At 71.3% G+C, this 21,132-nt stretch carries 21 protein-coding genes; 12 read left to right on the top strand and 9 right to left on the bottom strand.

Going from position 1 to position 21,132, the window contains the following annotated elements; genetic code table 11:
• Window positions 1-18 precede the first annotated feature (18 nt).
• Window positions 19-2,196, bottom strand: a complete 2,178-nt coding sequence (locus ABD292_RS23255) for a DEAD/DEAH box helicase (RefSeq protein WP_344210584.1) — start codon at window positions 2,194-2,196, stop codon at window positions 19-21.
• 349 nt (window positions 2,197-2,545) lie between these two features.
• Here ABD292_RS23255 and ABD292_RS23250 point away from each other — a divergent pair, with 349 nt between their 5' ends.
• A complete protein-coding gene (locus ABD292_RS23250; protein ID WP_371252171.1) occupies window positions 2,546-3,187 on the top strand; it encodes a ferritin-like fold-containing protein in 642 nt (213 codons plus the stop codon).
• Window positions 3,188-3,571: 384 nt separating this feature from the next.
• Here the strand turns inward: ABD292_RS23250 and ABD292_RS23245 are convergent, their stop codons facing one another.
• From ABD292_RS23245 to ligD, 4 genes are all read right to left on the bottom strand, one after another.
• The gene (locus ABD292_RS23245; protein WP_344210582.1) at window positions 3,572-3,802 is read right to left on the bottom strand and encodes a DUF3107 domain-containing protein; all 231 of its coding nucleotides are present in this window, start codon (window positions 3,800-3,802) and stop codon (window positions 3,572-3,574) included.
• 88 nt (window positions 3,803-3,890) lie between these two features.
• Entirely contained in the window at window positions 3,891-4,511 is a 621-nt protein-coding gene (locus ABD292_RS23240) for a TetR/AcrR family transcriptional regulator (RefSeq protein ID WP_218155950.1), read from the bottom strand.
• Window positions 4,512-4,671: 160 nt separating this feature from the next.
• Window positions 4,672-4,878, bottom strand: a complete 207-nt coding sequence (locus tag ABD292_RS23235) for a hypothetical protein (protein ID WP_344210579.1) — start codon at window positions 4,876-4,878, stop codon at window positions 4,672-4,674.
• 44 nt (window positions 4,879-4,922) lie between these two features.
• The gene (gene ligD / locus ABD292_RS23230) at window positions 4,923-5,801 is read right to left on the bottom strand and encodes a non-homologous end-joining DNA ligase (protein ID WP_344210577.1); all 879 of its coding nucleotides are present in this window, start codon (window positions 5,799-5,801) and stop codon (window positions 4,923-4,925) included.
• A 154-nt stretch (window positions 5,802-5,955) separates the two neighbouring features.
• On the opposite strand from ligD, the gene ku reads away from it, so the two are divergent.
• Entirely contained in the window at window positions 5,956-6,858 is a 903-nt protein-coding gene (gene ku, locus ABD292_RS23225) for a non-homologous end joining protein Ku (RefSeq protein WP_344210575.1), read from the top strand.
• 19 nt (window positions 6,859-6,877) lie between these two features.
• Here ku and ABD292_RS23220 read toward each other — a convergent pair whose 3' ends face one another.
• On the bottom strand, window positions 6,878-7,750 hold the full coding sequence (locus ABD292_RS23220) for a hypothetical protein (RefSeq protein WP_344210573.1): 873 nt from the start codon (window positions 7,748-7,750) through the stop codon (window positions 6,878-6,880).
• Window position 7,751: 1 nt separating this feature from the next.
• Complete coding sequence (locus tag ABD292_RS23215; RefSeq protein ID WP_344210571.1) at window positions 7,752-8,252, bottom strand: SigE family RNA polymerase sigma factor; 501 nt, start codon at window positions 8,250-8,252, stop codon at window positions 7,752-7,754.
• Window positions 8,253-8,561: 309 nt separating this feature from the next.
• On the opposite strand from ABD292_RS23215, the gene ABD292_RS23210 reads away from it, so the two are divergent.
• On the top strand, window positions 8,562-8,945 hold the full coding sequence (locus tag ABD292_RS23210; RefSeq protein ID WP_344210569.1) for a hypothetical protein: 384 nt from the start codon (window positions 8,562-8,564) through the stop codon (window positions 8,943-8,945).
• Window positions 8,946-9,382: 437 nt separating this feature from the next.
• Here the strand turns inward: ABD292_RS23210 and ABD292_RS23205 are convergent, their stop codons facing one another.
• Both ABD292_RS23205 and ABD292_RS23200 read right to left on the bottom strand, forming a co-directional pair.
• A complete protein-coding gene (locus tag ABD292_RS23205) occupies window positions 9,383-9,697 on the bottom strand; it encodes a hypothetical protein (protein WP_344210567.1) in 315 nt (104 codons plus the stop codon).
• 421 nt (window positions 9,698-10,118) lie between these two features.
• Complete coding sequence (locus ABD292_RS23200; RefSeq protein ID WP_344210565.1) at window positions 10,119-10,532, bottom strand: hypothetical protein; 414 nt, start codon at window positions 10,530-10,532, stop codon at window positions 10,119-10,121.
• A 678-nt stretch (window positions 10,533-11,210) separates the two neighbouring features.
• Between ABD292_RS23200 and ABD292_RS23195 the strand changes: the two genes are divergently transcribed.
• The 9 genes from ABD292_RS23195 (at window position 11,211) to ABD292_RS23155 (ending at window position 21,122) form a co-directional block, all read left to right on the top strand.
• A complete protein-coding gene (locus ABD292_RS23195; RefSeq protein ID WP_344210563.1) occupies window positions 11,211-12,110 on the top strand; it encodes an alpha/beta fold hydrolase in 900 nt (299 codons plus the stop codon).
• A 43-nt stretch (window positions 12,111-12,153) separates the two neighbouring features.
• Window positions 12,154-13,335, top strand: coding sequence for an adenylyltransferase/sulfurtransferase MoeZ (gene moeZ, locus ABD292_RS23190; protein ID WP_344210561.1), 1,182 nt, complete (start codon window positions 12,154-12,156; stop codon window positions 13,333-13,335).
• 57 nt (window positions 13,336-13,392) lie between these two features.
• Window positions 13,393-14,109 carry a hypothetical protein gene (locus ABD292_RS23185; protein ID WP_344210559.1) on the top strand — a complete coding sequence of 239 codons (717 nt, stop codon included), beginning with the start codon at window positions 13,393-13,395 and terminating at the stop codon, window positions 14,107-14,109.
• 32 nt (window positions 14,110-14,141) lie between these two features.
• Entirely contained in the window at window positions 14,142-15,353 is a 1,212-nt protein-coding gene (locus tag ABD292_RS23180) for a S8 family serine peptidase (RefSeq protein ID WP_344210557.1), read from the top strand.
• Window positions 15,354-15,511: 158 nt separating this feature from the next.
• On the top strand, window positions 15,512-16,315 hold the full coding sequence (locus ABD292_RS23175) for a hypothetical protein (RefSeq protein WP_344210555.1): 804 nt from the start codon (window positions 15,512-15,514) through the stop codon (window positions 16,313-16,315).
• Window positions 16,309-17,469 carry a S8 family peptidase gene (locus ABD292_RS23170; RefSeq protein WP_344210553.1) on the top strand — a complete coding sequence of 387 codons (1,161 nt, stop codon included), beginning with the start codon at window positions 16,309-16,311 and terminating at the stop codon, window positions 17,467-17,469. Before ABD292_RS23175 ends, ABD292_RS23170 begins: the two co-directional genes overlap by 7 nt.
• A gap of 23 nt (window positions 17,470-17,492) precedes the next feature.
• Entirely contained in the window at window positions 17,493-17,852 is a 360-nt protein-coding gene (locus ABD292_RS23165) for a Maf family protein (RefSeq protein WP_344210551.1), read from the top strand.
• A complete protein-coding gene (locus ABD292_RS23160; RefSeq protein WP_344210550.1) occupies window positions 17,840-18,166 on the top strand; it encodes an MGMT family protein in 327 nt (108 codons plus the stop codon). Before ABD292_RS23165 ends, ABD292_RS23160 begins: the two co-directional genes overlap by 13 nt.
• Before the next feature lie 208 nt (window positions 18,167-18,374).
• Window positions 18,375-21,122, top strand: coding sequence for a CDP-glycerol glycerophosphotransferase family protein (locus ABD292_RS23155; protein ID WP_344210549.1), 2,748 nt, complete (start codon window positions 18,375-18,377; stop codon window positions 21,120-21,122).
• Window positions 21,123-21,132 lie beyond the last annotated feature (10 nt).

Raw genomic sequence — 21,132 nt, 5'->3', positions numbered from 1 at the left:
CGCGGTGGTGCCGGGACGTCAGCCGGCGCGGCGGCGGTTGCCGCCGCCGCCTCGGGACTGGCGTCGCTGCTGCTTGCGCTCGCTGGCGGCGGACGGCGCGATGTCATCGTCGTCCGTGGCCAGGTCGGGTGATTGGAAGATCACCGCGAACGGGCTCGGCGGGATGATCCGCTCCGGCTGGCGAACGGGGGCGGGGGGCGGCGGGGCGAGGAAGCTCGGCTCCGGCTCCGCCTGAACCCGCGCCTCCCGACGCTCCGCGACGACCGGCGCCTGCTCGGCCACCGACGCCCGCTTGGCGACGGGCGCCTGCTCGGCCACCGACGCCCGCTTGGCGACGGGCGCCTGCTCGGCGACCGGCGCCTGCTTGGCGGCGGGGGCCTGCTTGGCAACCGGGGCCTGCTCGGCGACCGACGGCCGCTTGGCGGTCGGGGCCTGGTCGGCGATCGGCGGGGCCGGCTCGATGCCCGCGGCGGCCGGTTCGGTCGTCTTGGCGGCGGCGGTGCGGCGGGACCGGGTGGTCCGCGCCGGTGCCTCCACCGGTGCCTCCACCGGCGTCTCCACCGGCGTCTCCACCGGGGACGACTCCGGCAGCGTGTCCGACAACGGCGCCGTGGCGGCAGGGGCGTCGGCGACGACCCGGCGGGAGCGGGCGCTCCGCGTGCTCCGCGCCGGCGCCTCCGCGACCGTACCGTCCGCCGGAGCCCCGGAAGGGGCGCCGGAAGAGGCGAGCGCGGACTCGGGCGCGACGGCGAGCGCCTGCTCGATCGCCGTCGAGGCCGCCCCCCTCCGCGTACGGGCCCGCTTCGGCTGCGCGTTGGCGGCGCCGACCTCGTCGGGGGTGAGGATCGCGGGAGTCTCCTCCGCCTTGGCATCCACGAGCTCGACCTCCGAGGTCTCGACGGGTGCGGTCTCCGCCAGCTCCTTGCCGCCACGGGTGCGGCGGCGCTGGCGCTGCGTACGGGCAGCAGGACGCTCACGGTCACGGTCGCGCTCACGCTCGTCGCGGCGGCGACCGCCACGCCCGCGTGCCCTGCCGGTCTCGCCGAGGTCCTCGAGATGCTCCGCGGAGAGCCCGGCGCGCGAGCGGTTCGCGTGCGGCAGGACGCCCTTGGTGCCCTTGGGGATGTTGAGCTCGGCGTAGACGTGCGGCGAGGTGGAGTAGGTCTCCTCAGGCTCGGCGAAGGCCAGCCCGAGCATGTTGTTGATCATCTTCCACCGGGTCAGCTCCTCCCACTCCACGAAGGTGACCGCGATGCCCGTGCGCCCGGCCCGGCCGGTGCGGCCGATGCGGTGCACGTACGTCTTGTCCTCGGTGGGGCAGTCGTAGTTGACCACGTGCGTGACGTCGTCGATGTCGATGCCGCGCGCGGCCACGTCGGTGGCCACGAGCACGTCGATCTTGCCGTTGCGGAACGCCCGCAGCGCCTGCTCGCGCTGGCCCTGACCGAGGTCGCCGTGCACGGCCGCGACGGCGAAGCCGCGCGTGTCGAGCTGCTCGGCGACCATGTCGCAGGCCCGCTTGGTCTCGCAGAAGACCATGGTGAGCCCTCGGCCCTCGGCCTGGAGCAGCCGCGACAGGATCTCGATCTTGTCCATGCGGTGGGTGCGCCACACGAGCTGGCGCACCTGCGGCGTCGCCTCGCCCTCGCCGCTCTCGTGCTCGGCGCGGATGTGCGTCGGGCGGTTGAGGTATTTGCGCGACAGCGCGACGACCTCGCCCGGCATCGTCGCGGAGAACAGCATCGTCTGCCGCTCCGCCGGGACCAGCTTGAAGATGCGCTCGACGTCGGGCAGGAAGCCCAGGTCGAGCATGCGGTCGGCCTCGTCGAGGACGAGGGAGGTGACCTGGCTCAGGTCGAGGTGCTTCTGCTTGACCAGGTCGAGCAGCCGGCCGGGGGTGCCGACGACGACGTCGACCCCCGCCTTGAGCGCTTCGACCTGGGGCTCGTACGCCCGACCGCCGTAGACGGTCAGCACCCGGGAGCCGAGCTTGCCCGCGGCGGTCACGAGGTCCTCGCTGACCTGGGTGGCCAGCTCTCGGGTCGGTACGACGACCAGCCCGCGGGGCTTCTTGCGGTTCTTGCGCGGCTTGCCGATGCCTTGCAGCATGGCGATGCCGAACGCGTAGGTCTTGCCCGTGCCGGTGCGTGCCTGACCGATGAGGTCCTGGCCGCTCAGCGCGAGCGGGAGCGCCATTTCCTGAATGGGGAACGGCGACACGATGCCCTCGGTCTCGAGGGCGTCGGCGATTTCTGGTGTGACTCCGAGGTCTCGGAAAGTCGTCAGCGTGGCCTGCCTCAGTCTCAAATGAAGGCGGGCCTGCCGGGACCGACGGGTGGATGGACACCCCGTGTCTTGGGTCCTCGCGGTAGAGCCAGCCCTCTCGCGTCATCAGCGACCGCGGCCTCCTGGGAGCGGAGGTATCCGGGAGAAACCCCCGAATTTACACAGTGCGGTCGCACTTTCACAGAGCAGTGTACTCGATAGCACAACGCTGGCCGAGCTCACGTATGTTCCCGAAGATTTCCCGAAGTACGCTGCCACCATGAAGCAGTCTCCAGGAGTCGTCGACCTGCTCGGCGTGCTGGCGTACGCGGAACTCAGCGCCTACGCCCGGATGACCGAGGACGCGGCCACGCTGGCGCCCTCGCTGGCCGACCGCGCGGCGCTGAGTGAGCTGGCGGTCGCCGAGTACGCCCACTTCCGTCTGCTGCGCGACCGCCTCACCGAGCTGGGCGCCGATCCTGACGGGGCGATGGCGCCGTTCGCCGGGGCACTCGACGCCTGGCACGCCCAGACCCGCCCGGCCGACTGGCTGCAGGCGCTGGTCAAGACGTACGTGGGGGACGGCATCGCCAACGACTTCTACCGGGAGGTGGCCAGGCATCTCGACCCGGCGGTCGCCAAGCTGGTGGACGAGGTGCTGGTGGACGAGGGGCGCTCGCAGTTCGCGGTGGAGCGGGTGCGCGCCGGGATCGAGGCGGACCCGACGGCGGGGGCGCGCCTGGCGCTGTGGGCGCGGCGGCTCGTGGGCGAGGCGCTCAGCCAGGCACAGCAGGTGGCGGCGGCGCGGCCGGAGCTGGCGCTGTCGCTGATGGAGGCGAGCGGCGGGCAGGCCGACATCTCCCGGCTCTTCGCCACGCTGACCGAGGAGCACAACAAGCGCATGGCCGCCCTCGGCATCTGAAAGCCCGGGCAGCCGAAAGTCGGCCGGATGGGCGGCGCGGAGCGGCGCAACGGCGGTACCGTTCGAGCATGAGGGCCTTGCGACGCGACGGCGGTTCTTTGACCAGATGCGGGCCTAACCGCTGGACCTCACGGGCCGTGCTGCGGCGGGAGAGCTCGCGCTGCCCGGCCATCGCCCAGCCCCGGCATCCCGTCCCGAGGGCGCACCGCCCGCCACCGGGCTGCCGCCTCGCCGCCCGCCACCTCCCACGCTGACCACGCGGAAAGAAACGCCTCCCACGCGGGCAGGCCGTCCGTGCGGACGCGCCTCCCGCGCCGGACGCGGAAGGACGCCGGGGCACGGCGGTGGTGTGAGCCGTCCCCCGACGCCGGGCGCCGTCAGAAGTTACAGCGTGCCGCCGAAGCCCACCGGCCTGGCCTCGTCCTCGCCGATCTCGATGAACCCGAGCGCGGCCACCGGCACGACCACCCGCCGTCCCTTGACGTCGGTGATGGCGAAGACGCCACGCTCGACGGAGAGCGCGTTCCTGATCTCCTCCTCGACCTGCTCGGCGGACAGGTCGGTCTCGACAACGAGCTCGCGGTGCACGGAACGTACGCCGATCTTGACTTCCATCGTGGCTCCCTCATGGACGGGCTGGCTCTACTCCATCGTGGCCTCTGCCGCACGACGGACACGCGGATGATCGCGCCCAGCGAACGGGTTATGCCGTACGCGGAAAACCGCTGATGCCGCGCCAGGCGAGGCGGGCCATCATCTGCTCGGCCGCGTCCTTGGGGATGGAGCCGTGCGTCGTCACCCAGTAGCGGGCGCTCACCTCGGCCATGCCGACCAGGCCGACGCCCAGCAGATGGGCCTCGTCGCTGGTGCAGCCGGTGTCCTCCTGGATGAGCGCGCTGACCATCTCCGCGCACTCGCGCAGGGACCGCTCCACCCGCTGCCGCACCGGGGCGACGTTGCGCAGGTCGGACTCGAAGACGAGGCGGAAGGCCTCGCCCTGGGTGGAGACGAAGTCGAAGAACGCCTGGAAGGTGGCCTGCACGCGCAGTTTGTTCTCGTTGGTGGAGGCCAGGGCCTCCCTGCAGCGGTTGACCATGTCGTCGACGTGCAGGTCGAGCAGCGCGAGGTAGAGCTCCAGCTTGCCCGGGAAGTGCTGGTAGAGCACGGGCTTGCTGACCCCGGCCCGGTCGGCGATCTCGTCCATGGCGGCCGCGTGGTAGCCGTTCTCGACGAACACTTCCTGCGCCGCGCTCAGGAGCTGCCGGCGGCGGGCGAGTCGGGGCAGCCGGGTGCCCCGGGGCTTGGCGTCCGGGGTTGCGGTCACGCGGGTCTCCATTGGTCTCTCAGCGCTCTCAACGGGTCGTGCGGACATCCTACGGGCGAGTAGTCACGTCGTCCTACGCACGAGTAGGCAGGTCGCCCCGCGCGCGAGCAGGAAGAAGATCGTCCCGCGCGCGGGCAGGCGTCACACCCGGCGGCGGTCGTCACCGGTATTCGTCGTCGTCGAGCTCGACCTCGCGGTCCTGCTCGGCCGCGTCGGCGGGGTTGACGTCCAGCGGCAGCTCGCGGCGCAGCCCGCCGGCCGCCCGATCCGCCTCGCGCTGCTGCTCGGCCACGTCGGCCTCGGGCGCCTCGATCGACAACTCCTCGACCTCCTCGTCGTAGGGCCCCTCGTCCCCGCGAACGTCCATCTCCGACATCTCGTGGTCCCCCTCCAGGTGTGGACGGCTCCAGACTACGCCCGCGCGAAAAGGTCGCCGCGGTTCTCCGCTCTCGCCAGTACGTCCGGCGCGGTGAACACCAGGTCCTCCGGACGTTCACAGCTTTCCACCTCTTTCCACGTAAGAGGCGTCGACACGGTCGGCCGTTCGCGGGCCCGCAGGGAGTAGGGCGCGACGGTGGTCTTCGCGGGGTTGTTCTGGCTCCAGTCGATGAAGACCTTGCCGGGCCGCGCGGCCTTGGCCATGACGCTCACGACCTGCTTCGGGTGCTCCTTCTCCAGGAGCTGGGCCAGCCTCTTGGCGTACGCGGAGGGCTCCTCCCTGCAGTCCCAGTCCGCGTAGAGCTGCATGCCCTTGCTGCCGCTCGTCTTCGGCCGGGCGGTCAGCCCCTCGGCCTTCAGCACCTCGCGCAGCATCAGCGCGACCTCGGCGCACTGGACGATCGTCGCCGGCGCCCCGGGGTCGAGGTCGAAGACGATCATGTCGGGGGGCAGCGCGTTACCGTCGTCGTCCACGCGCCACTGCGGCACGTGCAGCTCCAGCGCGGCGAGGTTGGCGTAGTAGACGATCGTCGGCAGGTCCTCGATCACGGCGAAGTCGATGCTCTCGCGGTTCTTGGTGCTGCCGGGGACGGGCAGGTTGACCCGGCGTACCCAGTCGGGGGTGTGGTCGGGGGCGTTCTTCTCGAAGAAGGACTGGCCGGTCACGCCGTCGGGGTAGCGCTTGACGGTCAGCGGGCGGCCCGCGAGGTGCGGCAGCAGGACGGGGGCGATCCGGCTGTAGTAGTCGATGACCTCGGCCTTGGTGAAGCCGCAGTCCGGATAGAGCACCTTGTCCAGGTTGCTGAGGGTCAGCTCGCGTCCGTCCACCTTGACGGGGACCTTCTTGGCCACGGGGGCACCTCCGTCCGCATGGTGTACGCCACCTCCCCGGATGGATCGCGCCTAACCCACCGATTTCGCCACGGCCACGTATGGCAAGCATTGGTCGTGTCATGCCGGGTATGTGCCTTCTGCCGACGACGACGGAGAGCCTGAGGAGTGAGCCATGCGCAGCATCTGGAAGGGTGCGATCTCCTTCGGGTTGGTCACGATCCCCGTCAAGCTCTACTCCGCGACCGAGCAGAAGGACGTGTCGTTCCATCAGGTGCACCGCGAGGACGGCGGACGCATCCGCTACAAGCGCGTGTGCCAGCTCGACGGCGAGGAGATCCCCTACGCCGACATCGCCAAGGGCTACGAGCTGGCCACGGGCGAGATGGTCGTGCTCACCGACGAGGACTTCGAGGATCTGCCCCTGACCACGTCACGCAGGATCGACGTGCTGCAGTTCACCCCGGCCGAGCAGATCGACCCCATCTACTTCGCGAAGTCGTACTATCTGGAGCCCGACGCGCAGGGGGCCAAGCCGTACGTGCTGCTGCGGGACGCCCTGGAGAGCTCGGGTCAGGTCGCGGTGGTCAAGGTGGCGCTGCGGCAGCGGGAGTCGCTGGCCACGCTGCGCGTCCGCGACGGCGTCTTCGTCCTGGAGACCATGCTCTGGCCGGACGAGATCCGCGCGCCCGACTTCGAGTTCCTGGAGGAGGACATCGAGGTACGCGCCCAGGAGCTCAAGATGGCCGAGTCGCTCATCAGCACGATGGAGTCCGACTTCGACCCGGGCGAGTACCACGACACCTACCGCGAGGCGCTCCAGCACGTCATCGAGGCCAAGGTGGAGGGCAAGGAGGTCGTCCCGGCCGCCGAGGAGGAGGAGGCCGGGCCGGCCGTGGACCTGATGGCGGCGCTGCGGGCCAGCGTCGAGGCGGCCAAACGGGAGCGGGAGGGCGCCCCCGCCAAGCGCGGGAAGGCCGCCTCGGGGAAGGCGAAGGACGCGAAGACGGGCTCCAAGGCCGAGACCGCCAAGGAGGAGAAGGCCTCCGCCAGGCGCAAGACCCGCAAGTCCGCCTGACCTCCTCCTCCCGGCCCGGTCAGTACCCCGTCCCCCGGCCCAACGGGCCGAACGCCTCGTCCGTGACCTGCTCCAGGAGCTGGTTCCGCGGGCCGTAGGCGGTGACCGTCACCGGTGGGGAGTCCAGGACGGTGACGGGGTCGCCGGCCGCGTCCTTCTCGCCGTCGGGGTGGGGGACCGACTTTCCGAGCACCCGGGCGATGAAGAAGCCGCCGGCGATGCGCGCGTCGGTACGCCGCCCGTCCGCCCAGTCGACCTCGACCCGGCGTACGTCCGCCGTGACGCGGCCGACCACGACCCGGAAGGTCTGGTCTCTCGTCTCCTTGTCCCGCCCCTCCTCGTAGCGCGATTGCGAGGTGTAGGCGTCCACCTGGAGCGCGCCGGGGAAGCCCCTCATGTTCCCCGGAGCCTGGAAGCCCCAGTAGGTGAAGACCGCGCGCTCCGAGAGATCCCTCGGCGTGCTCGGGGTGCACAGGACGAAGCCGGACAGGCTGCCGACCAGAGCGGTCGATCCGTCCTCGTCCCGGTACTCCACCAGCATCCGGAAGTCCTCCGCCGAGCCGTGCTCGGGGATGCGCCGGCGACCGTCCATGTTGTGCACCGGGCCTCCCTGGGGCATGCAGGCGCGTACGGCCCGTACCTGCTCGGGGGTGTTGTCCGGCAGGCGGTCCACCTCCGCCGCGGTGATCTGGCCGGGGCCCCCGCCGGTCACGACGGTCACCGCGCTGATGACCGACGCGGCCGCGGCGAGCCCGGCGACCGACCAGGAGAGGCGGCGGCGCCGCGTGGAGCCGGCCCGCGCCCGTGCCGCGTAGGCGAGCGGGTCGACGGGCCTCGCCTCGTCCGCCATCCGCCGCAGCTCGGCGGAGATCCGCTGTTCGTCGAGGGTCATCTCAGGCCTCCAGGGTGATGGTCTCGCCGATCAGCTCGCGCAACCGGGCGACGGCTTGGTGCGTCTGGCTGCGTACGGTCCCCACCGAGCAGCCCATGATCCTGGCGACCTCCGACTCCGGGAGGTCCTCGTAGTAACGGAGCACCAGGACCGCTCTCTTGCGCGGCGGCAGGGTCCGGAGCGCCCGGGCCAGGGTGACGCGGGTCTCGACCTCGTCGGTCCGGTCGCCGGCGGCCCGGTCGGGTGGTGACGTGACCGGCCGTTCGCGTCCCCAGCGCGGGCTTCGCCAGCGGCCGGCCTGTTCGTGGTACATGACCCGGCGCACGTACGCCTCCGGACTGTCGCGGATCCGCCGCCAGTGCCCGGCGGTCTTGGCCAGCGCGGTCTGGAGCAGGTCTTCCGCGGCGTGCTGATCGCCGGTCAGGAGGTACGCGAGCCTGATCAACCGGTCGGAACGGCTGATGACGAACTCGGTGAAGTCACGCTGCTGGTCGGGGTGCAAGGGCTCTCCTCGGGTCTCACCCACCTAGATGCGGGCGGGCCCGCGGATCTATGGTGCGGCGTCCGGGAGAGAGGAATGACCGCCCAAATAGGACATTTCGGATAATTTATGTGGAATCAATGCATAAACGTGTAATACAAGCAATGCCCCTCCTAATGTGTGGCAAAAAGGGACGATTTCTGTTTGTGTGCCACTGGTGTCGGAAATGACTTTTACCGGATGGCTCAACGGCGGTCATCCACAACGTTTTTTCCGGCAATGCCGGAAAGATCGAGTACGGGGCAATCGATCCTTTAGGGGGAAAACGCAATGCCCAAGCTCAGGAGTGTTCTCGCGGGCCTCGCCATCGGCACGGCCATGACCGGTGGCGCGGTCGCCGCGAGCGCCGCCACCTCTGCCGCCAGCGCCGCCACCCAGATCGGCACGGGCACCACCGTCACGACCGGATGGGGCTGTGGCTACCGGAGCCGCTGCGGCTGGGGTGGCTGGGGCGGGTGGGGGCGCCGCCACCACAACCAGAGGACGCATGTGAACGTGCACAACAACAACTTCAACTTCAACCGCACCTTCACGAACCGCCGGGAGCACGACCGCCGGTTCCACCACCACCACCACAACCCGATGTACAACTCGGAGTACGGCGTGACCGGTGGGCTCGCCACCACCAGCGACGCCGACACCGACACCGACTGATCCAGTCGCGTGACGGTGGAAGAAGGAAAGGCCCGCTGAGGGCGAATTCCTTTTCCTCGTCTCCCTGGTGATCCTGTTGAGGGTCTCCCGGCATCCGCCGGGGGACCCTCATTGCATTCCCGGAAGAACGGCCTTCTCGTGTCAGGTTTCCTCGGGCGGGTGATGCGAGGGGCTGTGCGCGAATCTGGGGGCGCCGCCGGCGTCCGGTAGGCCAGGGGATCGGGGGGATCGGTCGGCCTCGGAGACGCCGCTCAGGGCTGTCCGGCCACCAGGGGGCCTTGACGCGGCCGGGGTCTCGATCGGCGTGTTCCCTTGGCGACCCCGGCATAAGGAAGTGCCCGTGTTCACCATGTGAACACGGGCACTCGCGGCTTCATCGGCCGGAGGTTCACCACCTGGAAAGGCTCCCCAGGAGACCTCAGGCTCCGGCCTGGCCGCTAATCCCAGTCGCCGTCGCCGTTGAAGTGGCGGAAGCGGCGGTGCTGGTTGCTGTTGACGTTGGTGTTGTTGTTGACGACGACGACCCTGATGCGGCCGTGGCCCCGGTGGCCCCAGCCGGCCCGGCGCCAGCCCCAGCCGCCCCAACCGCAGCGGCGGCGGGCACCGCAGCCCCATCCGGTCTGGATGCCGGTCTGCGTGCCGATCTGGGTGGCGGCGCTGGCGGCAGAGGTGGCCGCGCTCGCGGCGACCGCGCCTCCGGTCATCGCCGTGCTGAGGGCGAGGCCCGCGACAATACTCTTGAGCTTGGGCATTTTGTCTTCCCCCTAAAGGATCGATTGCCCCGTACCGCCCTTTCCTGAACGGCCTGATTGCTGCCGTCCTGTGTATGGGCGGGGGATGTTCGGAACGAGTCCGTTCATCCGCACTCTTCATATAACCGGCCACCAACCCACACAAACCGGAATTGTCCACTTTTGCCGGTTTGTGACATAGGGAAAAGTCTGCAAAAGCACGACGAGAGCCCCGCCGGCTGTCAGCCGGCGGGGCCCTCGAAGATAATGTGCCGTGGCAGGCGAGGAGAAAAGAGATCTCAGGCCGGTCCGCACGCGCTCGTGCGGACCGACCTGAGACAAGCCATTCATCACGGCGCCGTCATCCGTTTCATGGACGGATTTCCGGCGGTCGTGCGAAACGGCCCCTTACTCCTTGCGCCGTTGCTTCACGGACGCGCCATTACGACACGTTGTTGTCGTCGAAGTTGTGGTTGTGGCGGCGGCGGCGGTCGAACTCGAACTGGTCGTTGATGTTGCGGTTGTGGTTGCGGACCACGACGCAGATCCTGCCTCCGCCGCGACGGCCCCAGCCGCCCCAGCCGCCCCCGCCCCGGCGGTGGCAGCGCTCCCGGCGGTGGCCCCAGCCGCCGCCCCAGTTGTTCCAGTTGCCGCCCCAGTTGTTGCCCAGGTTGGTGCCCAGGCCGTCGACCAGGCCATCGCCCAGGGTGTCGTCGTCGTCCCAGTCGCCGGTGGTGACGGAGACGAGAGAGGTGACCGGGGTGGCGTTGGCGACCGGGGTCCCCATGGCGACCGCGGCGCCGGTCATCGCCGTGCTGAAGGCGAGACCGGTGATAAGGCTCTTGAGCTTGGGCATTGCGTTTTCCCCCTAAAGGATCGAGTGCCCCGTTTCAGACGTTTCCGGGTACCTGAAAAAGGTCTTGGACGGCTGCTTAAGAGTCATCCGCTGCATGTCATTTCCGCAGGGCCGGGCAGGCAAACTGGGATCACCCTATTTTGCTGTGTATTAAGAATCCTATTGCTTGCCTTACATGTCTATCCCATGAAATGAGATGAAATGTCCGATTTGCCGGAGTCGTGAAAAGCGGCAGCACAAAGCGGCGCGACTTCGCGCGGTGAGAATGGCCGCGAACACTCCGGCCGGCCGCCGGACCGGAATGGCCCCCGTGGGCACCCGCCGACGGGCAGCTCATTCGCGGTCATACAATGACGGCGGTCGTCATTTCACACTCAAAGAAATAGACGTACGCCCGGACAATGCTTCCGTGCCGGCCTGTCCCCGCTGAATACGGTCAGTGCCGGACGAGTCACCGTCCGTGGCGCTGCCTGACATGTTTCCGCCGGCGACCCTCACAAACGGCGTCCGTCGGCTTTTTACCGGTCTCTTGGACATGTCGGGACGACTCGCCCCTGCCGAGGCCGGTGGACGATGTGCCGGTAAAGACCGTTCTGACCCTTTTTGGGCCGCTTCTGGACTCGATGGTTATCGTTGGGGGAACGCACCCCCGCGTTCCATGAACGACGAGGAGGACGCATGGTCGCGGAGCCGATCCCGCACTGGCCGGGACGCACGATCGGCTCGTTGCACGTCCGGTCCACCCCCGAGGGCCCGTCAGAACAGGCGGTCTTCGTCCACGGCCTGGCCGGGTCCGCCACCAACTGGACCGACCTCATGGACGAGCTCAAGGACACCGTCAGGGGCCACGCACTCGACCTGCCGGGCGCGGGCTTCTCCCCGGCGCCGCCGGACGGCGACTACACGGTGGCCGGGCACGCCAGGGCCGTGATCGCCCTGCTGGAGCAGACGGGGCCGGCCCACCTGTTCGGCAACTCGCTGGGCGGCGCGGTCTCCGTGCGGGTCGCCGCGAGCCGTCCCGAGCTGGTCCGCTCGCTCACGCTGGTCTCCCCGGCGCTGCCCGACCTGGTCCCGCGCTACGGGCCCGCCCGGGTGGCCGCCGCCGCGATCCCCGTGCTGGGGGAGTGGGTGGCGGGCAAGCTGCAGCTCATCCCCGCCGAGCAGCGCGTCACGGCCTCCATGGCGATGGTCTGGGCCGACATGGGCGCGGTCCACCCCGTCCGGCTGCGCGACGCCATCGACGAGCTGCGCCGCCGCGACGACCTCCCGTACGCGGGCGAGGCCATGATCGCCTCGGCCCGCGGCATCGTGGCCGAGTACTTCCGCCGGGGCGAGGACAACCTCTGGCGCCAGGCCGCCAAGGTCGAGGCGCCCACGCTGATCCTGCACGGCCGGCACGACCGGCTGGTCCGCCCCGCGATGGCGCGCAGGGCGTGGCGGGCCTTCCGCGACGTCAGGATCGTGCTGCTGCCGACCGCCGGCCACGTCGCGATGATGGAGATGCCGCAGGTCGTGGCGGCCGAAGCAGGCCGTCTGATCCGTGAGACTCGATTGGGGAATGCCCCACTGCCCAGCTAGGTTTCACAGTGAGATGAGACCCCGAAAACGGGAGCGTATTGAAGTGTCGTTGCCACCGCTGGTCGAGCCGGCAGACGAGCTGACCGTCGACGAAGTGCGCCGCTACTCGCGCCACCTGATCATCCCCGATGTGGGCATGGCCGGGCAGAAGCGGCTGAAGAACGCCAAGGTGCTGTGCGTCGGCGCCGGGGGCCTGGGCTCGCCCGCGCTGCTGTATCTCGCGGCGGCGGGTGTCGGCACCCTCGGCATCATCGACTTCGACGTGGTCGATGAGTCCAACCTGCAGCGTCAGGTCATCCACGGCCAGTCCGACGTGGGCCGGCCGAAGGCCGAGAGCGCCGCCGCCTCGATCCGCGAGATCAACCCCCTCGTCGAGGTCGTGGTCCACAACGAGGTGCTGACCACCGAGAACGTGATGGAGATCTTCTCCGGCTACGACCTCATCGTCGACGGCACGGACAACTTCGCCACGCGCTACATGGTGAACGACGCCGCGGTGCTGCTCGGCAAGCCGTACGTCTGGGGCTCCATCTACCGTTTCGACGGCCAGGCGAGCGTCTTCTGGGCCGAGCACGGGCCGTGCTACCGCTGCCTCTACCCCGAGCCCCCGCCTCCCGGCATGGTGCCGTCGTGCGCCGAGGGCGGCGTGCTCGGCGTGCTGTGCGCGTCGGTGGGCTCCATCCAGGTCAACGAGGCCATCAAGCTGCTGACCGGCATCGGCGAGCCGCTGGTCGGGCGACTGATGATCTACGACGCCCTGGAGATGAAGTACCGCGACGTCAAGGTCCGCAAGGACCCCGAGTGCGTCCTGTGCGGCAAGAACCCGACGCTCACCCAGCTCCTCGACGACTACGAGGCGTTCTGCGGCGCGATCTCGGACGAGGCCGCCGAGGCCGCGACGGGCTCCACCATCACCGCACTGGAGCTCAAGGGCATGCAGGACCGCGGCGAGGACATCTTCCTCGTGGACGTCCGCGAGCCCAACGAGTACGAGATCGTCTCCATCCCCGGCGCCACGCTGATCCCGAAGGGCGAGTTCCTCAACGGCTCGGCCCTGGAGAAGCTGCCGCAGGACAAGCGCATCGTGCTCCACTGCAAGTCGGGCGCGCGCTCGGCCGAGGCGCTGGCGGTCGTCAAGAACGCCGGTTTCTCCGACGCCGTGCACGTCGGCGGCGGCGTGCTGAGCTGGGTCAAGACGGTGGACCCGAGCCTGCCCAGCTATTAGGCATATCGCGGCATTTTTGCGGGGTGTTCCGGTGACGCCCTGGTTAAGGTCGATGACGTGAACACGTCCCGGCCCTGGCCGACCCTGGTGGCGGCCTCCGCGCTGACCCTGGTCTGCGCGGTGGCCGCCGGGGTCGCCGGCGGTTCGGCGGGCACCGAGCTCACGCGCGGTCCCACGGCCGCCGAGCTGCGCGCCGCCGCCACGCGGGAGGTCGCCGAGCGCTGGCGCACCTGGCCCGCCGGGCGGGTGTTCCCCGCGACGCTGGCCTACTCCGCCGAGCAGGGCGGCGAGGAGCACGCCCGCCGCGTCGGCATCTCGCCCGACACCTCCTGCGCGCACGCCGACCCCGAGGCGGCCGAGGGGCTGCGCCTGGCCGGCTGCCGGGGGCTGTTGCGGGCCACGTACCTCGACGCTCTGCAGGGCGTGCTCGTCACCGTCGGCGTGGCGGCCCTGCCGGACGAGCGGCGCGCCGCCCGCGCGCGTGCCGCCTTCCCCGAGGGCGGCGAGCCCGTGCCCGGCCTGCTCCCGCTGGCCTTTCCCGGCACGGTCGCCGAGCGGTTCACGCCCGCCGTCCGTCAGGCCGGATCGGTCGGGCAGGCGGGGCCGTACCTCGTGCTCACCACGGCGGGCGAGGTGGACGGGCGGCCGGGGAGCGCCGTCGGCGAGCCGCGGCCCGCGGTGTTCGCGTTCGCCGTCGAGATCTCCGAGCGGATCCTCGCCGCGCTCAGCACCCCCGCCATGCCGGACTGCGGCGGCGAGGAATGGCAGTGCTGAGGCGGGGCAGTCACCGAGGCGTGCTGAGAGGCGTGCCGCGGCCGTTGCTCGCCGCAGGGGCGGCGGTGGGGGCGCTGCTGCTGGGCGCGCCGCCCGCCTACCCCGACGACGTACGCAGCGGGCAGCGCCAGGTCATCGAGACGCTGGAGCTCCAGAAGGCGTGGCAGGTGACCAAGGGCGCGGGCGCGACCGTGGCCGTGCTCGACTCCGGCGTGGACCCGGGGCACCGCGACCTGACCGGCTCGGTGCGCACGGGCAAGGACTTCACGGCGGGCGCGAACCCGCCGGGCGTGCCGCCGCGCAGGCTGCACGGCACGTACATGGCCTCGCTGATCGCCGGCCACGGGCACGGGCCGGCTGGAAAACGGGGGATCATCGGCGTCGCGCCCGAAGCGGACGTACTGTCGGTGAGGGTCATCCTCGAGGACGAGGAGCCCGGTTTCCGGGAGTTCAACACCGCCGAGCGTTTCGAGGACGTCGTGGCGCGCGGCATCAGGTACGCGGTCGACGAGGGGGTGGACGTGATCAACCTGTCGATCTCCAAGGAGCTCGCCACCGCGAAGGAGCGCGCCGCCGTCCGCTACGCGATCTCCAAGGGCGTCGTGCTGGTGGCCGCCGCGGGCAACGAGGGCGACAGGAAGCTCATGCGCGACTACGCGCCCTACTCCTACCCGGCGGCCTTCCCCGGCGTGGTCGCGGTGGGGGCGACCGACCGGCGGCTGCGCCGGGCCGCGTTCTCGAACTGGAACCCCTCCGTGCAGGTGGCCGCGCCCGGCGTGGACATCATGGGCGCGGGCCCCGGCGACGAGTACTGGGTGGGGCGGGGCACCTCGCAGGCGACCGCGCTGGTGTCCGGCGTCGTCGCCCTCATCAAGGCGCGGCACCCGCGGATGTCGCCGCCGCTCGTCGCGCAGGCGCTCACCGCCGGCGCGCTCGACCGGCCTCCGGGCGGCTACGACACCTCCACGGGCTTCGGCGTCGTGAGCGCCGCCAGAGCACTCTCGGCGGCCGACCGCCTGGCCGGCCACACGGCGGTCGCCACCGGCGCCGCGGTCCAGGACCCCGGCCGCCCCCTCGCCGGGGGCCGGACGGGCCCGGTCAAGGTCGTCGTACGGGACGACCGGCGGGTGGCCGTCTCCGCGGCCATCGCCACGGCGGCGGGCGCGGGCGCGCTCGCCTCGCTGGGGGTCATATTCACCCTGGTCAGACGGGTACGCCGGGCGCACAGCCCCCATGACGCATGATCTGTCCCCGTAGGGGGACGAACTAGACACAAGACCGAACCGGGAACGAGGCGGTGGTGAAGGCACGTAGGACGACGTCAGGGTTGCCGCGCGCCGGAGAGGAAGCCACGCCGGGTCGGAGGAATCCGCTCGGCGCCGCCACCGGCCGCGGGTCTCGGGTGCGCGCCTGGCCGGCCGGCGACGGCCGCAGGCGGGCGAGCGCCGCGCGGCAGCGCGCGGAGCTGCTGGAGCTCCAGCAGGGCATCCAGTACCGGCGCATCTTCGTGACGCTGCTCGGCGTCATCGTCGCCGTGTCCGCGGCCGTGGTGCTGCTCGGCACGATCGGGCTGCTCAGCGAGACCCGTTCGCGGCCGCTCACCCCCGCCGAGCAGAACCAGTACAAGCAGGAGGAGATCGCCCGGCGCTGGCAGGCGTGGCCGACGACCGGCGTCTTCCCCGACGAGGTCAAGTACCTCGGGCTGGACCGGGCCCAGCAGTACGCCCGCCGGGTCGGCATCGCCCCCGAGACCGAGTGCGCCAAGGGCGTCGACGCCCCCGTGGCCGACGTGCTGCGCAGCCACGGCTGCGTCACGATGCTGCGGGCCACGTACATGGACCAGACGGCGTCGTTCGTCTTCACCGTCGGCGTGGCCGTGCTCAAGGACGAGGAGTCCAGGATGTCGGCCGGCGAGGAGCTCACCCAGGACGACCGCGTGGGCGTGCTGCCCGTGGCCTTCCCCGGCACGGTGAGCGAGCGCTTCGGGCCGGAGCAGCGGCAGCGTACGAGCTGGGTCGGCGCGGGCCCCTACCTCGTCTTCTCCACCGGCGGCTACGCCGACGGGCGCACCAGGGCCGCGATCCCGCCCGAGGAGATCCTGCACCCGGAGCTGTGGCCGGCGGGCAAGTCCATCGGCAACCAGATCGCCTACTTCCTCGCGGACCCGCCCAAGGTCCCGCCCTGCACGCAGGGGAACGTGTGCTGACCGCCGCGCGCGCCGTCGCCGCGGTGCTGCTCGCCCTCACCGGCCAGACCGCCGCCACCCCCGTCAGGGACCAGCAGCAGTGGGTGCTGGACGCGCTCAACGTCGAGCAGGCGTGGAGCGTCACCAAGGGCGCCGGGGTCACCGTCGCCGTCGTGGACAGCGGCGTGGACGACACCGTCAAGGAGCTGAAGGGCCGCGTCACCAAGGGCCCCGACATGACCTCGGGCACCGCCGTGCACGACGTGCCGCCCGGCCGGCACGGCACCGCCATGGCGGCCCTGATCGCCGGCTCCGGGACCGGCGGCGGGCTCATCGGCATCGCGCCCGAGTCGCGCATCCTGTCGCTGCCGATGGCGACCGACGACGAGCCGGTGATCGGCATCCCGCCCGCGCCCGACGCCGAGACCGCCGCGGAGAGCCCGCTCGCGCGCGCCCTGCGGTACGCGGCCAACCACGGGGCGCAGGTCGTCAGCATGTCGATCGGCTCGTACGGGCCGGTCAGGTCCGAGCGGGAGGCGGTGTCGTACGCGCTGGACAAGGGCGTCGTGCTGGTCGCCGCCGTGGGCAACGACGGCCTGACCCAGTACGCCCAGGACAAGGGCACCTCCTACTGGAGCTTCCCCGCGGGCTATCCGGGCGTGATCGGCGTGGCCGCCACCGACAAGCAGGGCAGGCGGGCCTCGTTCAGCAGCGACAACCTGTCGGTGCTGGTGTCCGCGCCGGGCGTCGGCGTGCCGGTGGTCAGGCGCGGGAGCGGCTACGACCTGTCGGAGGGCACCAGCTCGGCCGCCGCGCTGATCTCCGGCGTGGCCGCGCTGATCAAGTCCCGGCATCCCGGCCTGCGGCCCGAGCAGGTGGCGCAGGCCCTCGCGACCGGCGCCCGCGGCCGGCCCGCCGCCGGCTACGACGACCAGATCGGCTTCGGCGTGGTCGACGCCGCCGCCGCGCTCAACGCCGCCGACGCGCTGGCCGGCCGGCCGAGCGGCGTCGTCGACCCGAGCGGCAAGGAGCACTTCGGCAGCGGCGAGGCGCCGGTGCCCCAGAGGCCGGGGCCCGACCCGCTGCGGCTCTGGTTGTACGGAGGGGGCACGCTTGTGGCGCTCATCACGTTCTGTGGTGCGATCGTCGTCCTGAATCAGCGTAGAGAGTCATGAAAGATCCGCTATGGTCCCCCGTCATGGGATACGAGCTGCGAGTGGTACGCGAGTCGCCACTCGCCTTCGCGGACTTGGCGAAGGCCATCGCGCCGGCCGGATTCGAGCTGCGCGGATCTGACGAGATCGTCATCGGTCACGACGGGCGTACGCACCAGGTCGCCCGCTGGACCGGCCTGGTGGTGGGCGAGCCCGGCTCCGACTGGCAGGTGGCCCAGCTCCTGAGGTTGTCGGCCGCGCTCGGCGCCCGGCTCGTGGGCGAGGACGGCGAGGTCTACCGGCTGCGCGACGGCGTCATGGAGGTCGAGAGCGGCGGCAGCGTGGCCGAGCTCGGCAAGTTCGAGGAGATCGTCGACGCCGGACCGGCGGCGTGGACCCCCTGAACCCCTTCGCCGAGCGGGTGCTCGATCTGGTCGAGCGCATCCCTCCCGGCAAGGTGATGGCCTACGGCGACATCGCCGAATATCTCGGCGAGGGCGGCCCCCGCCAGGTCGGCAAGGTGATGTCCACCTGGGGAGGCGGCGTGCCCTGGTGGCGCGTCGTGCACGCGGACGGCAGCGGCGCCGCACCCGACCACCTGCGCGAATGCCTGGCCCACTGGCGCGAGGAGGGCACCCCGCTGCGCGGGGAGCGGGTCGACATGCGCCGCGCCCGCTGGGACGGCCACCCGGCCGACCCTTCAGCGGATTTTCAGTAAGGGTCCTGACCAGCGGATTCCTTGATCGGGCGATTTCGTGACATGTGACGCCCATTACCATGGGCAGAACACTGATGGCGGCCCGAAAGGCGGTGCCTCCCCTATGGCCACCGGCGTCACAGCCCAGAGCCAGGGCGGCGAACCCCTCGCCGACCGCCTCAAGGCTGTCCAGGATCTCTGCGATCGTGGCGAGCCTCTCGAAGCGGTCATGCGAGCGGTCGGCCCCGGCGGACGCGACGCGGCGTTCGACACCGAGGTGCTCAGCGGTCCCCTCGGGGGCCGGATCGAGCTCGCGGTCAAACGCGGTCCCGCGCGGCGGCGCGAGATGCTGGCGCTCGTGCGCCCCTACCTCGCGGCCGTGGACGCGGGCGTCAAACGCGACCTGCCGGTCGCCCGGCGGGTGATCGTCCACCTGATCGAGACCCGTCCCGACGACGAGCTGATCGACGGCGAGACGCTGGTCAAGGTCGTCGAGGCCGCGGCCGAGCCGTCCAGGCGCATCCGCAAGGGCCTGCGCTGGTACGCCGACCTGCCGCTGCAGGACGAGCTGGCGCCCGACCTCTACCGGCTGCGCCGCGCCGACATGGTGCCCGTCACGCACATCGACGACATCGCCTGGGTCGACGGCAAGCTGCGCGTCACCGGCTTCGCCTACCTGGCGGGCCTGTCGGTGCGCAGCAGGCGCGCCAACTGGGCGACCGTGGTGCTGCGCGGGCCGCGCTGGCTGCCGCCGATCCGGATGCGGACGCGGCGGACGTACGAGCCGGAGGCCACCCACGGGGCGCGCGAGCCCGGCTGCAACTACGACTGGTCCGGTTTCTCCGCCGAGCTGAGCCCGTGGCCGCTGCGCTGGCGCGGCGCGGTGCGCAACGTCGTGTCGGCGGTGCGCCGCCGCATGCGGCACCGCCCGTCGGTCCCCGACACCACGACGTGGCGGGCCGAGATCGTGTTCTGGAGCCGCGGCGCCCGCGCCACCGGCCTGCTGCGCGGCTCCTCGCTGGGCCGCCCCGAGCGGCCGGCGGGGCTCAAGCTCAAGCCCGGCTGGTGGGTGCGCCCAGTCTGGACCTCCGACCGCGCGCTCCAGGTCGTGCTCCAGCCCAACCGGGCCGAGCTGACCGGCGTCACCCTCGACGGCGAGCGCCTGGAGCTCAGGATCTCCCTGCCCGGCCGCACCGTCACCAAGGGCCACGCCCGGCTGGGCGGCCACCGCATCGCGGCCGAGTTCACGCCGGTCACCGGCGGCACCGAGGTCGTCGTCGGGCTGGCCGTGCCCGCCCTGCTCCAGGAGAAGGACGGGCGGCGGCTCTGGGTCGAGCCCAAGGGCGACCCGGCGGCCTCCGTCATGCTGGCCGACCTGCCCGAGGCCCGCGAGGTCGTGGGCGACCGCGAGATCACCGTGCTCGGCGACCGGCGCGACCGCGTCGTGGTCTCCGCCCACCGCATCAGGCCGGTCATCACCTCGGCCGTGTGGGAGGGCTCGGCGCTGGTGCTGAGCGGCCGCTACCCCGACGCGCCCGGCCCGCGCACGCTCACGCTGCGGCACCGGTCGGGGTTGTCCTACCAGCTGCCGATGGAGCGGTCCGGCGAGGGCTTCTCCGTCCGGGTCGCGCCCTCGGCGATGGACCGCTTCGGCGAGCCCGTGCCACTGGCCGCCGGCACCTGGAACCTGTCGCTGCGCCACCCGTCGGGCGAGATCGTGCCGCTGCGCATGGACCACGCCGCGCTGGCGGGCCTGGACGAGGAGCCGCGCACGGTCGACGGCCGCGTCTACCGCATGCTCTCCACCCGTTTCGACGTGCCGGTCGTCACGGTCGAGGAGGCCCGGCCCGCCGACGAGCGCGGCGTGGCGGGCACCCACGTGCTGCGCCGCGTCTTCTACCCGGCGCAGCGCACCGAGCCGCTCAACGACGCCACCGTCTACGTCGTCAACGACGGCCGCCTCTACGCCGACAGCGTCCGCGCCATCTACGAGGAGCGGCTGCGGCGCGGCGACGACCGCGAGCACATCTGGATCGTCAAGGACGGCGCCTTCGTGCCGCCCGGCCCGGCCACGGTCGTGCGCGCGGGCAGCCGCGAGCACCACGCCGCACTGGCGCGCTCCCGGCACATCATCACCAACGCGTTCCTGCCCACCTGGTTCCGCGCCCGCGAGGACCAGGTGGTGGTGCAGACCTGGAACGGCACCCCGGCCAAGCACGTCGGCAACGACCTGCCGCACATGCAGCGCGACCCGAGGCCGCCGATCTGGCACCGCCAGGCCGCCGAGGTGCGCGGCTGGGACCTGCTGCTGTCGCAGTCGCCGTGGGCCACGCCGGTGCTGCGCAAGGCGTTCGGCTACAAGGGCGAGGTGCTGGAGAGCGGGCTGCCGCGCAACGACGTGCTCAACTCGCCCGACCGCGAGGAGCTCGCCGCGGCCGTGCGCGAGCGGCTGGGCCTGGCGGAGGGCAAGCGGGTCGTCCTGTACGCGCCGACCTACCGCGACTACGACCGCAAGAACGCGATGGTCAAGCTCGACCTCGCCAAGGCGCGCGAGGCGCTGGGCGCCGACCACGAGATCCTGGTCCGGGCGCACCCGATGCAGGCCGTCCCCGCGGTCCCCGAGATCGCGCGTGACGTCACCACATATCCGGACATCGCCGAGCTGCTGCTGATCGCGGACGTCCTGGTCACCGACTACTCCTCGGTGATGTTCGACTTCGCCGCCACCGGCCGCCCGATCGTCCTCTACGCCTACGACCAGGTCAAATACGCCAACAAGCGCGGCCTCTACCTCGACCTCGCCGAGCAGGCCCCCGGCCCGGTGCTGTCCACCTCGGCGCAGGTCGTCGAGGCGCTGCGCTCGATCGACGAGGTCGCGGCCGCACACGCCGACCGCTACGACGCCTTCCGCGCCACCTTCGCCCCCCGGGACGACGGCAAGGCGACGGTCCGCGTCGTGGACCACCTCTTCTCCTAAGGGCGTCCGC

This window comes from Nonomuraea bangladeshensis, from assembly GCF_039529455.1.
GTDB lineage: Bacteria > Actinomycetota > Actinomycetes > Streptosporangiales > Streptosporangiaceae > Nonomuraea > Nonomuraea bangladeshensis.
The sequence above is the reverse complement of the archived record's forward strand: the minus strand, read 5'-3'. Positions and strand labels throughout refer to the sequence as shown.

Coding starts and splice junctions, on each gene's coding strand:
- ABD292_RS23255 (WP_344210584.1), bottom strand. CDS start 2,196: ATGGCGCTCCCGCTCGCGCTGAGCGGCCAGGACCTCATCGGTCAGGCA.
- ABD292_RS23250 (WP_371252171.1), top strand. CDS start 2,546: ATGAAGCAGTCTCCAGGAGTCGTCGACCTGCTCGGCGTGCTGGCGTAC.
- ABD292_RS23245 (WP_344210582.1), bottom strand. CDS start 3,802: ATGGAAGTCAAGATCGGCGTACGTTCCGTGCACCGCGAGCTCGTTGTC.
- ABD292_RS23235 (WP_344210579.1), bottom strand. CDS start 4,878: ATGGACGTTCGCGGGGACGAGGGGCCCTACGACGAGGAGGTCGAGGAG.
- ku (WP_344210575.1), top strand. CDS start 5,956: ATGCGCAGCATCTGGAAGGGTGCGATCTCCTTCGGGTTGGTCACGATC.
- ABD292_RS23220 (WP_344210573.1), bottom strand. CDS start 7,750: ATGACCCTCGACGAACAGCGGATCTCCGCCGAGCTGCGGCGGATGGCG.
- ABD292_RS23210 (WP_344210569.1), top strand. CDS start 8,562: ATGCCCAAGCTCAGGAGTGTTCTCGCGGGCCTCGCCATCGGCACGGCC.
- ABD292_RS23205 (WP_344210567.1), bottom strand. CDS start 9,697: ATGCCCAAGCTCAAGAGTATTGTCGCGGGCCTCGCCCTCAGCACGGCG.
- ABD292_RS23200 (WP_344210565.1), bottom strand. CDS start 10,532: ATGCCCAAGCTCAAGAGCCTTATCACCGGTCTCGCCTTCAGCACGGCG.
- ABD292_RS23195 (WP_344210563.1), top strand. CDS start 11,211: ATGGTCGCGGAGCCGATCCCGCACTGGCCGGGACGCACGATCGGCTCG.
- ABD292_RS23165 (WP_344210551.1), top strand. CDS start 17,493: ATGGGATACGAGCTGCGAGTGGTACGCGAGTCGCCACTCGCCTTCGCG.
- ABD292_RS23155 (WP_344210549.1), top strand. CDS start 18,375: ATGCGAGCGGTCGGCCCCGGCGGACGCGACGCGGCGTTCGACACCGAG.